Origin of the sequence: Microbacterium terrae (assembly GCF_017831975.1) — a bacterium.
In the GTDB taxonomy this organism is placed as follows: domain Bacteria; phylum Actinomycetota; class Actinomycetes; order Actinomycetales; family Microbacteriaceae; genus Microbacterium; species Microbacterium terrae.
In genome coordinates this window covers 3,314,346-3,328,427 of record NZ_JAFDSS010000001.1, presented here as the reverse complement: position 1 = coordinate 3,328,427, position 14,082 = coordinate 3,314,346, and the positions used below count along the sequence as shown (strand labels likewise).

Genomic DNA, 14,082 nt, shown 5'->3' with positions numbered 1-14,082 from the left:
CCCACCCGGCCGATGTCGGAGGCCCCCGCTACCGTGGGTTCAAGAGATCACGCCTCGTGCCCACTGCGTGAGCTTGCACCTTCCCTTCGTGAGGCTGGAGCATCCATGGGGCACGACGAACGCGCGACACCGCCGGACTGGCCGGCGCTCGACCACCTGGTGACTCGGGTGAGCGAGACGCGCCGCGGCATCGCCGTGCTCGAAGCTCGGCAGGCGGCGCTGCTGGCCGAGGCGACCGAGCTCGTGCGGGCACGGTCAGACGAGCGCCGCGTCGCCCGTCGCCGCGAGACGCACGACATCGCGCTGCGTGAGGTCTCCGCCGAGCTCGGCGCGGCTCTGCGCGTCAGCGACCGGGTGGTGCAGGCGCGCATGGGTGATGCGTTCGTGCTCACCGAGTCGTTCCCCGCCACGATGCGCACGCTCCTCAGCGGCGATGTCGATGCCGCGCACGCGCGAGTGATCGTCGACGCGGGCGCGGCGATCATCGACCCTGCCGTGCGCGCCGAATACGAACGCATCCTGCTCGAGGCGGCGCGCTTCGAGACGCCGCCGCGGCTGCGCGCGATCGCTCAGGTGGTGGCGGTCCGGCTCGATCCGGAGATGCTCGCCGACATGCACCGGAGGGCGCGGTCCGAACGACAGGTGCGCCTGACCGACCGTGGCGACGGCCTGTCTCGCCTCCTCGTCGACATTCCCACCGCGCTCGGCCACGCGATCATCGATCGCCTGACGCAGATGGCGCACGAGATCGACGACAGTGAGTCGAATGACGAGGTCGACGCCGACGACGATTCCGGTGACGACCGCGGCGCTCACGCACGCAACCCGAGCAACGTACAGGGCGGCGCCTCCCACCATGACGTGCCCGCCACCACCACCGGTCCGTCGATCGGGCGCGACGACCTGACGGCACCCGCGGCGCGTCCGCGGTCGTCTGCACCGCATCTCCGCGCGCGCACGATGGACCAGAAGCGCGTCGACATCCTCGCCGACCTGCTGCTCACCGGCGCGCCGACCGCGCACGGCGATGGCGCGCTCGGCGCGATCCGTGCACACATACAGGTCACCGTGCCGGTGCTCACTCTCGCCGGTGTCGATGACGAGCCGGCGCTGCTCGCCGGCAGCGGTCCGATCGATGTCGAGACGGCCCGTGCCCTGGCGGCCGGTGCACCCGGTTGGGACCGTGTAATGTTCCACCCGCACTCGGGTGCACCGCTCGCGGTCGACCGGTACCGTCCGAGCAAGGCGCTGCGCAGGTTCCTGCGCGTGCGCGACGAGCGCTGCCGGTTCCCCGGCTGCACTCAGAAGACCTGGCGGTGCGACGCCGACCACACGGTCGACCACGCATTCGGCGGCCGCACCGAAGCGCAGAACCTCGCTCACGTCTGCCGACGACATCACACCGTCAAGCACTCCACCGCCTGGCGCGTTCGTCAGCTCGGAGGGGGCGTGCTCGAATGGCGCGCGCCCACGGGTCGCAGGTACCCCGATTCCCCACCGGCGACCGTGCAGTTCGTCCCCAGCGCGTGGCTCGAACACGCCCGCGGACTGGCGCGCACCGGCGGGGAAGCACCGGCCGGCGACGCCGACCCGCCGCCGTTCTGACGCGCGAACTCCAGCGCTCACCCACTTCCGACGCTCTGCCGCTCGATCGCGCTGCCGCTCGACTGCGCTGAAGCACGATCAACCGACGCTCGCCCGCGCCCGAAGCTCGCTCGCCCGCCTCGGCGCCCGCTCGCCTGCCTTCGTCGCCCACCCGCCCGCGCGCCCGACGCTCGCTCGCCCCGACGCTCGCCCGCCGCCGACCGTGGACCGCGCCGACACCCGCCGAGCCTACGCGCGCCCGTGCCCAACGCTGGCTCGCGCCGACGCTCGCTCGCGCCGACACCCGACCGCGCCCAACGCTGGCTCGCACCGATGCTCGCTCGCGCCGACACCCGACCGCGCCGATCCTCGACTGTGCAGCCCGCACGACGGCGTGAGCCGCCCCACGACTCATACGCAATCCATCGATTCAGTGATCCGTCCCAGAGACGCGCCCGACATGCGAGCAACCGCCTTCGGATGGACCCGGTGGCGGCGCAGGCGGGCAACCGCCTTCGAGTGGACCCGGTGGCCCAGGCGGGAGGGGACAGCTCCCATCGAGTGACGACTGACACCGCCAGGCTCGCAAGCCGACTTCCGCCGTCAGAACACATCCCACCCGCGGGCTCGCTCCACGAGCGCATCGATGACGCGACCCACGACGCCCGTCGGGGCATCGCCTGCCGCAATGGCGAGGTGCAGGGTGTTGATCGGCGCCTCGTCGGGGCGATGCAGCACCTCGACGGTGCCGGCGGCCACGGCGGGGTCGGCGAGGTAGCGCGGCAGCGCAGAGATGCCGACACCGGCGACGACGGCCGCGAGGATGCCTCGCAGGTCGGGCACCACCATGGCGACGGGGTTCGCCGGCCGATCGCCGAACTGACTCCGCCAGTACCGGCGCACGATCGACAGATCGGTGTCGTATGCGACGAGCGGAAGATGCACGAGTGCCCGAGCGGTGTCTTCGGCGGCACGACGACGATCGATCGTGCGCGCGAGTGCCGGAGACCCCACGAGCACGAACTCCTCGTCGACGAGCCCGCGATAGCGGATGCCGCGCAGCGGCGTCCGCACCGACGAGACGACGATGTCGAGGTCGCCGTCCGCGAGCGCGGCGAGCAGATCAGGAGCGAGACCGAGCGTGAACTCGAGCCGCAGCCCGCCAGCGCCGTCAGGCCCGTCAGCGGCGAGCTCGGCGAGCGCCGGAATGACCCTGCTCGCCACGACATCGCTCGCACCGCCGATCCGCACGACCGAGGGCACCGTCGCGCGCGGCTGCGACCACACTGCGCTCAGCCGGTCGACGGCGTCGGCTGTCTGCGCAGCGAGGCGATCGCCCGCGGGCGTCGGGGCCGCGCCCCGGGCCGAGCGCACGAGCAGCGGCTCGCCGATCGCCGCTTCGAGCCTCGCGATGCGCTCACTGACCGACGGCTGACTGACGCCGAGGCTCGCCGCGGCGGCACTGATGGATCCGGTGCGGTGCACCGCGATGAAGGTGCGGAGCAGATCGAGATCGGGCATCGACGGCTTCCCATCGGAAAATCTATGGCCGGGTTGCGACATATGAAATCACGGCGATGGGCGAGGCGTTGTCGACACGCAGACGCGAACAGGTCGCGGCGAAGGGAGCAGATGACATGGCACGGGTACTGATGGCAGTGACGGGCGCGGACGCGATCGAACTGACCGACGGCACGATGCACCCGACCGGGTTCTGGGCGGAGGAGCTCGTCGAGCTGCACCGCGGCCTCGTCGAGGCGGGGCACGAGGTGACGATCGCCACGCCCGGGGGCGTGCGGCCGCCGGTCGACCCGGGGAGCATGGCCGGCGACGACCGATCGCTCGGCTCCTACCTGGCTGGCATCGACGCTGTGCTCGCCCACCCGCGGGCGCTCGGCGACATCGCCGTCGGAGAGTTCGACGCGATCGCACTGCCCGGCGGGCACGGGCCGATGGTCGACCTCGTCGCCGACGTCGACCTCGGGCGACTGCTCGTCGATGCGGTCGATCGCGGCGCGCTCGTGGGCGTGCTGTGCCACGGGCCCGCCGGCCTGCTCAGCGCGATCCGCGCCGACGGCTCCTTCGCGTTCGCCGGCTCCCGCCTCGCGGTGTTCACCGACGCGGAAGAGATGCAGGGCGGCCTCGGCGAGCGCAGCCCCTACCTCGTCGAGTCGCGCCTGCGCGACCTCGGGGCGATCGTCGAATCGCGTGAGCCGTGGAGCTCGACAGTCGTCACCGACGGCGCGCTCGTCAGCGGCCAGAACCCGCAGTCGAGCGTCGCCACAGCCCGCGCGCTCGTCGCCGCACTCGCCTCACTCGCCTCGCGATGACGGCGACGGATGCCGCGGCCGACGTAGCAGGGCCGGGCCGCGGCATCCGTCAGCCCTTGACGGCGCCGCCCATCCCCACGCCGCCGAGGAACATGCGCTGGAACACCAGAAACAGCACGATCGGGATGATCGTCGCGATCGCGAGCGCCGCGAGGAAGACGTCGAGCTCGATGAACTGCTGCAGCTGCGGCAGGCGCACCGACAGCGGCTGCAGAGCCGGGTCCTTCAGCACGAGCATCGGCCACAGGAAGTCTTTCCACGCACCGATCACCGCGAACACCGACACCACGCCGATGATCGGCTTCGACATCGGCAGCACGACCGACCAGAACATCCGGTACGGCCCGGCGCCGTCCATGCGGGCGGCCTCGAACACCTCGCGGGGCAGCGAGTCGAAGAAGCGCATGACGAGCAGCACGTTGAAGGCGTTCGCGCCGGCGGGCAGCCACACCGCCCAGAACGTGTTGATGAGCGACTGCTGCAGCAGCGGCGGATCGACGATCGTCAGATAGAGCGGCACGAGCAGCACGATGCTCGGCACGAACATCGTCGCGAGCACCAGCGCGACGATCACCTTGCCGTACCGCGGCCGCAGCACCGACAGCGCGTAGCCGGCGGTCGTCGCGACGATCACCTGCACCACCCACACGCCGAGCGCGAGGATCACCGTGTTGACGAAGTAGGTCGAGATCTCGACCCGCGTCCACGCCGTGGCGAGGTTCGCCCAGTCCATGCCGTTCGGCCACAGCGCGAGCGGCTGCCGCAGTGTGTCCTGCGTCGGGGTGATCGCCGACTTCGCAAGCCACAGGATCGGCCCGAGCCCCACCACGATGAGCGACACCAGCAGCACGAGGTGCGAGGTGCGCGCGGTGAACCGTACGCGACGCCGACGCCAGTCGGCAGGGGAGAGGATGCCGCGGTCCGCGGCATCCGTCTGCTCCCGTCGCCGACGCGACGGCTCCGACAGCGGGGCGGAGCCGGGAGCAGTGCTCGCAGCAGGGGTCTCGACGGCGGTCATCAGCTGCTCCACCCCTTCGTGAGGCGGAAGTAGATCGCCGAGAACACCGCGAGCGCGGCAGCCAGCATGAGGCTCAGCGCCGTCGCCGCACCGTAGTCGCCGCCGAGGCTCGACTGGAACGCGTACTTGTAGATGAGCATGAGGATGGTCATGGTCGAGTTGGCCGGGCCTCCGCCGGTGAGGAGGAACGGCTCGAGGAACACCTGTGCGGTGCCGATGATCTGCAGGATGAACGTGACGAGGAGGATGCCGCGCAGCTGCGGCACCGTCACGTGCCACACCTTGCGCCAGACCCCGGCGCCGTCGACCTCGGCGGCGTCGTACAGCTCGGGCGCGACGCCCACGAGGGCGGCGAGGTAGATGATGATCGTGCCGCCCGCGGCCGACCAGGTGGCGAAGAGCACGATCGACGGCATCGCCATCGCCTGATCCGACAGCCACTGCACCGGCCCGATGCCGAACCAGCCGAGGATCGTGTTGAACACGCCGTTGGGCGACCCGTCGTAGAAGAACTTCCACAGCAGCGCCGCGACCACCGGCGGCACCACCACCGGGAGGTATGCGAGCGCGCTGAACAGGCCGCGCGATCGGCGCACCTCGCTCATCAGCACCGCGACGAGGAGCGGGATCGGGTACCCGAGCACGAGTGCGAGGGCGGCGAAGTAGAGGGTGTTGCGCACCGCGACACCGAGCAGCGGGTCGGAGAACACCGTCACGAAGTTGTCGAGACCGACCCACTCGGCGGGGGAGACCAGGTTGGTGTGCTGGAAGGCCATGATCGCGGCATCCGCGATCGGCTTCCACGAGAACAGGATGAAGCTGAACAGCAGCGGGATCAGGAAGACGAGGATGTGGGGTCCGTCGCCGCGGAACCAGCCGAGCACGCCGGCGCGCTTGCGGCGGCGCGGGCGTTCGACGGCATAGTCGAGCGTCGCGGCGACATCGGCCACGGGCGGCGCCGCCCGCGAGGGGGTGAGCTGTGTCATCGGTGCATCGTTGCTTCCGGGTCAGGGGGTGGTGATCCCGGGGGCGCGGTGCGCCCCCGGGACCACGGTGTCACTTGGCGTACAGCGCCTCGGCCTGCGCCTGAGCGTCGGCCAGCAGCTGGTCGATGTCGGCATTCTCGTCGGTCAGCACGGCCTGCACCACGACGTCGAGCAGGGCGTACACGTCCTGCGTGGCCGTGCGCGGCTCGGCGATGAGCGGCTGCGAGCCGACGTTCTCGGTGTACGGAGCCATCTGCTCCACCGGCACGTTGACGAACGGCGCGATCCACGACTGGTACTGCGCGTACAGCTCATCGTCGAAGATGGTCAGCTCGGGAGCGCCCACCGGCTGGTCGAGGGATGCCGCGAGCTCCGCCGTCTCGACGGCGGTGTCTTCGTCGGCGAGCTTGGCGAGGTAGTAGAAGTCGATCCACTTCACGGCCGCGGCCTGCTCGGCCTCGCTCGCGTTCGGGCTGACCGCCGCGAGCGTGCCGCCACCGAGCAGCCCCGGGTCGTCGCTCTGCAGCGGAACGATGCTCAGCCCGTAGTCGTCAGGATTGAGGGCGTTCTGCGTGACGAGGTTGCTGTAGTTGCCGCCGCCCGAGACGTACATGCCGATGCGGCCCGAGGCGAAGTCCTGGTTGATGGTGCCCCAGTCGTAGAGGAAGTTCGCCCCCATGGAGTTGTCTTCCCACCGCAGGTCGTGCAGGTACTGGAGCACCTCGGCGACCGCGGGGTCGGAGTCGATCGTGGGCTCCGACGCGTCGTCGCTCTCGGTGCGTCCGCCGAACGCGTTCGCGACCGTGGTGAGGATCCACCCGCCCGTGTTGCTCGAGGTCATCTGGGCGTACCCGGCTTCGCCCGTGGCATCCGTGATCGCCTTCGCAGCCTCGCGGATCTCGTCCCACGTGGTGGGCGGGTCGTCGGGGTCGAGGCCCGCCGCCTCGAAGAGGGTGCGGTTGTAGTGGAGCCCCTGACCGTACGCCGCGATCGGAATGGCCCATTGGCTGCCGTCTTCGGCTTGACCCGCCTGTGCCACGTTCGGGTTGAACTGGTCGGCGTAGGGGAGGTCGGCCACGAGCGCGCTGATGTCGGCGATCTGCTCGGCGGCGATCAGCCCTCGGCCGTCGGTGAAGGGGATCGTGAAGACGTCGGGCAGGGTGCCGCCGGCGAGGTCGGCGGTGAAGGTGGTCGCGGTCCAGGTGTACTCCTGGGCCTCGACGGTGATGTCGGGGTTGTCGCTCTCGAACTCCTCGACGCGGGCGTCGAAGTTGTCACGGGCCTCCTGCTCGAGTCCCGCGTCGATCGCGACCGTGATCGTCGCCGTCCCGTCCGCGGGTTCGGCTTCGCCGCCGCCCCCCGTGCAGCCGGCGAGCAGGGCCCCCGCCGACAGCAGTGCGATGCCGGCGAAACCGGCACGGGTGATGTTCGACCTCATTGTCTGGTCCTTTCGTGCTGTGTCAATTGTGTGCGCCCGAGGGGCGCGCTCCGGGTGCCTGTGGATCATTCGTCGATCCACACGGTGGAGTCTGTGGGGAGCAGCCGGCCGTCGAGCGGGATGCTGCTCAGAAGGATGCCGCGGTGCTCGGGCAGCACGATCGGCGGCCCGAAGTTCGTGATCGAGACCGTGCCGCCGCCGCGGCGGAAGGCGATCACTCCGGGCCCGAGGTCGAGCCACTGCAGGCCCTCGGCGTGGAAGTCGGCGCGAGCGCGACGCAGCGCGAGGGCGGACCGGTACAGCGCGAGCATCGACCCCTCGTCGTCCAGCTGGGCCGCGACGGTGAGGTCGGCCCAGTCCTGCGGCTGCGGCAGCCAGGTCTCTGCGTCCGCGGCGGTGCCGAACCCGTACGGCGCCGCCCGGCCCGACCAGGGCAGCGGCACGCGGCATCCGTCGCGACCGGGGTCGACACCGCCCGACCGGTAGTGCATCGGGTCGTCGAGCACATGGCGCGGCAGCTCGACCTCGGGGAGGCCCAGCTCGTCGCCCTGGTAGATGTAGAGCGCCCCCGGGAGGGCGGCGGTCAGCAGCGCCGCGGCGCGGGCGCGGCGGGTGCCGAGGTCGCGGTCGGTCGGCGTGCCGAAGCGCTTGCGGTCGAAGGCGAACCCCGAGTCGTCGCGCCCGTACCGCGTGACCGGCCGCGTGATGTCGTGGTTCGAGAGCACCCAGGTGGCGGGGGCGCCGACCGGCGCGTGCTCGCGCAGGGTGCGCTCGATGGAGCCGCGCAGCTCGGCGGCATCCCACGGCCGGGTCATGAAGTCGAAGTTGAAGGCGCTGTGCATCTCGTCGGGTCGCAGGTACGCCGCGAACCGCTTCGCGTCGTCGAGCCAGACCTCGCCGACGAGCGCTCGCGGCTCGTCGTAGGCGTCGGCGATCGACCGCCAGGAGCGGTAGATGTCGTGCAGCTCGTCGCGATCGAGATGCGGGTGCTCGCCGGGAGCGACGGCAGCGGCGGGCAGCGGGGGGAGTGCCGGGTCCTTCACGAGCAGGGCTGCGGAATCGATGCGGATGCCGGCGACTCCGCGGTCGAACCAGAACCGCAGGATCTCCTCGTGCTCGCGCCGCACGTCTGGGTTGTCCCAGTTGAGATCGGGCTGCTCGGGGCTGAAGAGGTGGAGGTACCACTCGCCCGGGGTGCCGTCGGCGTTCACCGTGCGGGTCCAGGTGTCACCGCCGAAGCTCGAGACCCAGTCGGTCGGCTGCTGGTCGCCGTTCGCGCCGAGCCCGGGGCGGAACCAGAACCGCTCCCGCGCCGCGGATCCCGGCCCGGCGGCGAGCGCCTCCTGGAACCAGCGGTGCTGGTCGGAGACATGGTTGGGCACGACGTCGACGATCGTGCGGATGCCGCGAGCCTGCGCCTCGGCGATCAGCTGCTCGGCGTCGGCCAGAGTGCCGAACGCGGGGTCGATGGCGCGGTAGTCGGCGACGTCGTACCCGCCGTCGGCGAGCGGCGACACGTACCAGGGGGTGAACCAGATGGCATCGACGCCGAGGCTCTGCAGGTACGGCAGGTGTGCGCGCACGCCGGCCAGGTCACCCGTGCCGTCGCCGTTGCCGTCGGCGAAGCTGCGCGGGTAGATCTGGTAGATCACCGCATCGCGCCACCACGGGCCCGCCAGGGTGCCGAGCGCGGCACCCGCCTCTGCTCGCGCCACCGGGGGCGTGCCGTCCAGATCCTCATCGACCATCCGCTCGCGGCCTCCTTCGTCCGCAGGCGCTCGGTGCTCCGCGAAGGTTTAGCGGTACACCAGCGAGATGACCATAAGACACCGATCCGGCGGCTGTCAATCCTCGCGACGCAGATTCGCCTCTGGAATCGCGCGTGTTTATCGGTACACTTCCCACGACCCGTTCGCGGAGCGATTCGGGCCGTCGAACGAGCGCCTAGGATGTGCGCGGAGGATCTGTGACCGTAAAGCTGAGCGACATCGCCCAGGAGGCCGGCGTCAGCGTCATGACCGTCTCGAACGTCATGAACGGCAAGAGCGCCCGCGTGTCGAAGGCGACGATCGAGCGCGTGCAGTCGATCGCCGACCGGCTCGGCTACGTGCCGAACATGCCCGCCCGCAGCCTCGCGGCATCCCGCTCCCGCATCATCGCCGCCCTCGTGCCCGTCGGCGAGAACAACAGCCTGCTGCTCAGCCCCCACACCGTCGCCGTGATCGGCGGCGTCGAGCAGCACCTCCGCCACCGCGGGTACCACGTGCTGCTGCGCGGCATCGAGCACGAGACCGACATCCCCGACGCGATCCGCGGGTGGTCGCTCGACGGGGCGATCCTGGTGGAGTTCCCGGATGCCGTCATCGACCGCATCCGCATCGATCAGGTTCCGCTCGTCGCGCTCGACAGCTACTCGGCGAACCCGCGCACGATCGGCGTGCGCACCGACGACCACCGCGGCGGCTGGCTCGCCGGCGCCCGGCTGACCGACGCCGGGCACCGCCACATCATCTTCGCCCGACCCCCGTACGAGGGGATGGGCGTGGTCGGCCAGCGCTGGGAGGGCTTCCGCTCCGCCTGCGCCGCCGCCGATGCCTCGGTGCGGATCGAGACCGAGCAGGTGCACACGACCTTCGAGGCCGGACGCGAGTTCGGGCTCCGGCTGCGGCGCGACCACCCGGAGGCGACCGCCGTCTTCGCCACCGCCGACGTCATGGCCGTCGGCATCATGGCGGGCATCGCCGAGGCGGGCGGACGGGTGCCCGACGACATCTCGGTCATCGGCTTCGACAACCTCGACATCAGCGCCTACACCTCACCCGGGCTCACCACCGTCGCGCAGGACATGCCGGCGAAGGTCGCCGAAGCTGCGCGCATCATCCTCGACGAGATCGAGCGCGACGAGGGACCGCGGGCCCCGGTGTCGCTGGGCGTCGCGCTCGTCGAGCGCGGCTCGGTCGCGGCGCCGCGCCCCGCGTAGCGAGCGACGGGCGACGTGCGGCGTGCGCCACGCGCCGCTTTCCCCGTCGGCCTCAGGTCGTGACGCTGCGGAACGCCTCGGCCAGCCAGCGGGCATAGCTGTGCCACGGGTCTCTGTCACCGGCGAGCGCCCGTGCGTGTGCGAGCAGTACCGGATCGGCCCGGAACCACTCCCCGCCCTCGCGCAGGTCGGCGAACTGGGCATGACGCTCGCGCTCGAGCATGCGTCCCCCGCGTTCGAACGCGAGCAGCTCCTGATGCCAGATGGCGGCGAGGCGCTGCCGCGGCTGCGACGAAGTGCCGATCTTGACGCGCTGCTCCCACCGCAGGTAGTAGACGACCTCGACGCGCGGCCGCGGCAGGTCAGCATCCGGACTGTCGCCGAGCGCCCAGCCGCAGACGATGCAGCTCGGCGCGCCGCCACCACCACTCCGGAGCACACCTTCGGGCGCTCCGCAGAACACGCACGGCTCCGGCTCCGCCGGCATCCGCGGGTCGTCACGTGCCATGTCGAAACCGTAACCCGACCCTCCGACGTACACCCTCGCGGATCGAATCCTCCTCTGGCATGCTTGCCCCCACCGGACATTGGAACTCATCGTGGGCAGGTCATCGAGAGGTCCCCGCAGCGACACTCCGCTGCCGCCGTACCGGCGCACGGTCGCCGGAGTGCTCGGCGGACTGGTCGGGCTCGTGGCGCTGAGCATCGTGGCAGGGCTTCTCGTGGTGGCGCCCATGGCGCCGGTGCTCGCCCTCTCGGGGCACGCGGCGACGGGCGCCATCTCGCTGTTCGAGGCGCTCCCCGGCTACCTCGCGATCGACCGGCTCATGCTGCCGACGACGATCTACGCCCGCGATCCCGACACCGGCGACGACGTCGAGCTCACGTCGTTCTACGACCAGAACCGGGTGCCGGTGAGCTTCAACGAGGTCGCCGTCGTGATGTACGACGCCATGCTGTCGTCGGAGGATCCGCGCTACTACGAGCACGGCGGCGTCGACATCATCGGCACGACGCGCGCCATCGTGCGCAACGCCCAGGGAGGTCAGATCCAGGGCGGGTCGTCGATCAGCCAGCAGTACGTGAAGAACGTGCTGGTGCAGCGGTGCGAGCGCGACGCCGTCGCCACCGAGACCGAGACGCGCGATGAAGTGCTGCGTGCCTGCTGGACCGATGCCACCGACGCGACCGATACCGACGGGTACCAGCGCAAGCTGCAGGAGATCCGCTACGCGATCCAACTGGAGCGGAAGTACTCGAAGAACGACATCCTGCTCGGGTACCTGAACATCGCGAACTTCGGCGGCACGACGTACGGCATCGAGGCCGCGGCGCGCTACTACTTCGACACGACCTCGGCCGAGCTCACACTGGAGCAGGCGGCGACCCTCGCCGGCATGGTGCAGAATCCCAACACGTTCCGCATCGACCGCCCGGGCGGGTCGATCCCCGGCGCGGACGGCGCCACGTTCAACAAGAAGGCGGACGGATCGGTCGACGACGTCACGCCCGGCACCCTCGCCGGTCTCGACACGCTGCTCGCCGACGGCACGATCACCCAGGAGCAGTACCTCGCGGCAGGCGACGCCTACAGCGCGACGAAGGGCCGCCAACTGTACGTGCTCGATCGCATGCGCGAAGACGGACGCATCACGCCCGAGCAGTACGTCGCAGCCGCCGTCGAGCCCATCGCACCCGTGATCCACCCGGCACGGGTCGGCTGCGTCTCGAGCGCCGCGCCGTTCTTCTGCCAGTACGTCGTGAACACCGTGCGCTCCGATCCCGACTACGCCGACGCGTTCGGCACCACGATCGACGAGCGCGATCGCGCCCTCACCCGTGACGGCCTGAACATCTACACCACCCTCGACTGGCGGCTGCAGAAGGCCGCGCAGAACGCGATGCACCAGTACGCGCCCGAGAAGGTCGCGGGCATGTCGTTCGGGTCGGCCTCCGTCAGCATCGAGGCGACGACCGGGCGCATCCTCGCCATCAGCCAGAACAACCGCTTCACCGAAGACCGCGACCTCGCGGCATCCGACTCCGCATACACGTCGCTCGTCTACGCCGGCGATACGGTGCACGGCGCATCCGACGGCTTCTCCGTGGGGTCGACGTTCAAGCTGTTCACGCTCATCGACTGGCTCGAGAAGGGCAAGTCGCTCAACGAGAGCGTGAACGGGCGGCTGCGCGCGATCCCGCGCCTCGCCGACCGGTGCGACGGACCGTGGGTCAACCTCGAGAACCACGTCGTGCGCAACTTCGGCGGGGTCGGTGGCTACACCGGAACGCCGATGGCCTTCACCGCGCAGTCGCTCAACACCGGCTACCTGGGCATGGCCGAACAGCTCGACCTCTGCGACATCGAGGGCGTCGTCGCCCGCCTGGGCGTGACCCGCGGTACCGGACAGGCTGTCGACCTCGACGGCGCCGCCTCGATCATCGGCACGGCGAACATCGCTCCCGTCGCCCTCGCCTCGGCCTACGCGACCGTGGCGAACAAGGGTGTGCGCTGCGCCCCGCGTGCGATCGAGCGCGTGGTGAACGCCGACGGGGAAGAGCTCCCGGTTCCGGGGGATCGGTGCTCCCGCGCGATCAGCGCGAAGGTCGCCGCCGCAGCCGCCTTCGCACTGCAGGGCGTGATGCGCCCCGGCGGCACCGGATCGCTGGCGAACCCCGGCGACGGTGCGCAGCTCATCGGCAAGACGGGCACGCACGAGCAGATCCAGACGTGGCTCGTGTCGTCGAACACCCGGGTGACCACCGCCGTGTGGGCCGGCAACTCGCGCGGCACCGCCAACGTCTTCCGCACGTGGCACAACGGCATGACGCTCTCGAACCTGCGCTTCGTGCTGTCGCGCGACATCCAATCCGCCGTCGACCGGGTCTACCCCGGAGGCACGTTCCCCGCGCCGCCGACGGAGCTGCTGCGGCGCCCGTACGTGCCGCCGCCGACGTCTCCCTCACCCGACGACTCCGACGACCGCGGGCCTGACGACGATCGCCGCGACAGAGGCGGCGGTCGCGACCGAGACCGCGACGACGACTGACCCGTCGCCCATCGGGGAGGCGCGGCGGTCTGCCGTCAGGGGATCGGGAAGACGACCGACGATCCTGACGGCACGGCGGTGGTCACGATGCGCGTGTCGAACGTCGCGAGGAGGGCGTCGTGGGATGCCGCGAGGTGCAGCAGGTACGAGTCGGTGACCTGCGTGCTCGCGAGCAGTCGCTCGGTGTGGATCGAGCTGTCGAGCAGGCTCACCGAATCGGGGAGGAACGTGTGCCCCTCGCGGGCGGCGAGGCTCGCGAGGCTCGCGATCACCACGGGCGCCGGCTGACTGTTCGGGTACTTCGGGTTGCTCACCACCCGCACGACACCGTTCTGCACGATCGGGCAGGTGTGCCAGACGCCGTCGCCGCGACCGGCGAACCAGCGGTGTGCACGGTCGTGGTGCACGTGCAGCGGGTCGATGAGCGCGATGACCGCGTTGACGTCGAGCAGGTAGGCCGTCACGCGGTGTCGTCCCGCAGCGTGTTCACGTCGTCCATCGTCGGCCGGCCGGCGGCGGGCGGTGCGGGCAGCAGCACGATGCCGTTGCGGGTGCCGAACCGCTGACGCTCGGTGAGCGTGGCACGTGCGAGCTGCGACACGGCTTCGCCGAGCGTGATGCCGCGTGCGTCTGCGAACTGCTTCGCCGCGGCGAGCACGTCATCGTCGATGGTGAGGGTGGTGCGCATGCATCAAG

The 14,082-nt window shown here is 70.7% G+C and carries 12 protein-coding genes; 4 read left to right on the top strand and 8 right to left on the bottom strand.

Annotated features, from left to right (window positions below):
* Positions 1 to 105: 105 nt before the first annotated feature.
* Entirely contained in the window at positions 106 to 1,605 is a 1,500-nt protein-coding gene (locus JOD63_RS15180) for an HNH endonuclease signature motif containing protein (RefSeq protein WP_052682576.1), read from the top strand.
* Positions 1,606 to 2,187: 582 nt separating this feature from the next.
* Here JOD63_RS15180 and JOD63_RS15175 read toward each other — a convergent pair.
* On the bottom strand, positions 2,188 to 3,105 hold the full coding sequence (locus tag JOD63_RS15175) for a LysR family transcriptional regulator (RefSeq protein ID WP_045276533.1): 918 nt from the start codon (positions 3,103 to 3,105) through the stop codon (positions 2,188 to 2,190).
* 116 nt (positions 3,106 to 3,221) lie between these two features.
* On the opposite strand from JOD63_RS15175, the gene JOD63_RS15170 reads away from it, so the two are divergent.
* Entirely contained in the window at positions 3,222 to 3,914 is a 693-nt protein-coding gene (locus tag JOD63_RS15170) for a type 1 glutamine amidotransferase domain-containing protein (RefSeq protein WP_045276722.1), read from the top strand.
* A 49-nt stretch (positions 3,915 to 3,963) separates the two neighbouring features.
* Here JOD63_RS15170 and JOD63_RS15165 read toward each other — a convergent pair whose 3' ends face one another.
* The 4 genes from JOD63_RS15165 to JOD63_RS15150 form a co-directional block, all read right to left on the bottom strand.
* Complete coding sequence (locus JOD63_RS15165) at positions 3,964 to 4,932, bottom strand: carbohydrate ABC transporter permease (RefSeq protein WP_084613689.1); 969 nt, start codon at positions 4,930 to 4,932, stop codon at positions 3,964 to 3,966.
* Entirely contained in the window at positions 4,932 to 5,918 is a 987-nt protein-coding gene (locus JOD63_RS15160) for a carbohydrate ABC transporter permease (RefSeq protein WP_084613646.1), read from the bottom strand. The genes JOD63_RS15165 and JOD63_RS15160 overlap by 1 nt, the downstream gene beginning before the upstream one ends.
* Before the next feature lie 70 nt (positions 5,919 to 5,988).
* Positions 5,989 to 7,356: an ABC transporter substrate-binding protein gene (locus JOD63_RS15155; protein WP_045276534.1), complete on the bottom strand. Its 1,368-nt coding sequence runs from the start codon at positions 7,354 to 7,356 to the stop codon at positions 5,989 to 5,991.
* 65 nt (positions 7,357 to 7,421) lie between these two features.
* On the bottom strand, positions 7,422 to 9,104 hold the full coding sequence (locus JOD63_RS15150; protein WP_084613648.1) for a glycoside hydrolase family 13 protein: 1,683 nt from the start codon (positions 9,102 to 9,104) through the stop codon (positions 7,422 to 7,424).
* A 218-nt stretch (positions 9,105 to 9,322) separates the two neighbouring features.
* On the opposite strand from JOD63_RS15150, the gene JOD63_RS15145 reads away from it, so the two are divergent.
* Positions 9,323 to 10,336 (top strand): LacI family DNA-binding transcriptional regulator, encoded by a 1,014-nt coding sequence (locus JOD63_RS15145; protein ID WP_045276535.1) that lies wholly within the window; start codon positions 9,323 to 9,325, stop codon positions 10,334 to 10,336.
* A 52-nt stretch (positions 10,337 to 10,388) separates the two neighbouring features.
* Here the strand turns inward: JOD63_RS15145 and JOD63_RS15140 are convergent, their stop codons facing one another.
* Positions 10,389 to 10,844 (bottom strand): GIY-YIG nuclease family protein, encoded by a 456-nt coding sequence (locus JOD63_RS15140; RefSeq protein WP_245243955.1) that lies wholly within the window; start codon positions 10,842 to 10,844, stop codon positions 10,389 to 10,391.
* A 91-nt stretch (positions 10,845 to 10,935) separates the two neighbouring features.
* Here JOD63_RS15140 and JOD63_RS15135 point away from each other — a divergent pair, with 91 nt between their 5' ends.
* Positions 10,936 to 13,386: a transglycosylase domain-containing protein gene (locus JOD63_RS15135; RefSeq protein ID WP_245618028.1), complete on the top strand. Its 2,451-nt coding sequence runs from the start codon at positions 10,936 to 10,938 to the stop codon at positions 13,384 to 13,386.
* A gap of 35 nt (positions 13,387 to 13,421) precedes the next feature.
* Here the strand turns inward: JOD63_RS15135 and JOD63_RS15130 are convergent, their stop codons facing one another.
* The gene (locus JOD63_RS15130; RefSeq protein ID WP_045276536.1) at positions 13,422 to 13,850 is read right to left on the bottom strand and encodes a TA system VapC family ribonuclease toxin; all 429 of its coding nucleotides are present in this window, start codon (positions 13,848 to 13,850) and stop codon (positions 13,422 to 13,424) included.
* Positions 13,847 to 14,074: a hypothetical protein gene (locus tag JOD63_RS15125; protein ID WP_045276537.1), complete on the bottom strand. Its 228-nt coding sequence runs from the start codon at positions 14,072 to 14,074 to the stop codon at positions 13,847 to 13,849. The genes JOD63_RS15130 and JOD63_RS15125 overlap by 4 nt, the downstream gene beginning before the upstream one ends.
* Positions 14,075 to 14,082: the final 8 nt, after the last annotated feature.

Coding starts and splice junctions, on each gene's coding strand:
- JOD63_RS15180 (WP_052682576.1), top strand. CDS start 106: ATGGGGCACGACGAACGCGCGACACCGCCGGACTGGCCGGCGCTCGAC.
- JOD63_RS15175 (WP_045276533.1), bottom strand. CDS start 3,105: ATGCCCGATCTCGATCTGCTCCGCACCTTCATCGCGGTGCACCGCACC.
- JOD63_RS15170 (WP_045276722.1), top strand. CDS start 3,222: ATGGCACGGGTACTGATGGCAGTGACGGGCGCGGACGCGATCGAACTG.
- JOD63_RS15165 (WP_084613689.1), bottom strand. CDS start 4,932: ATGACCGCCGTCGAGACCCCTGCTGCGAGCACTGCTCCCGGCTCCGCC.
- JOD63_RS15160 (WP_084613646.1), bottom strand. CDS start 5,918: ATGACACAGCTCACCCCCTCGCGGGCGGCGCCGCCCGTGGCCGATGTC.
- JOD63_RS15155 (WP_045276534.1), bottom strand. CDS start 7,356: ATGAGGTCGAACATCACCCGTGCCGGTTTCGCCGGCATCGCACTGCTG.
- JOD63_RS15150 (WP_084613648.1), bottom strand. CDS start 9,104: ATGGTCGATGAGGATCTGGACGGCACGCCCCCGGTGGCGCGAGCAGAG.
- JOD63_RS15140 (WP_245243955.1), bottom strand. CDS start 10,844: ATGGCACGTGACGACCCGCGGATGCCGGCGGAGCCGGAGCCGTGCGTG.
- JOD63_RS15125 (WP_045276537.1), bottom strand. CDS start 14,074: ATGCGCACCACCCTCACCATCGACGATGACGTGCTCGCCGCGGCGAAG.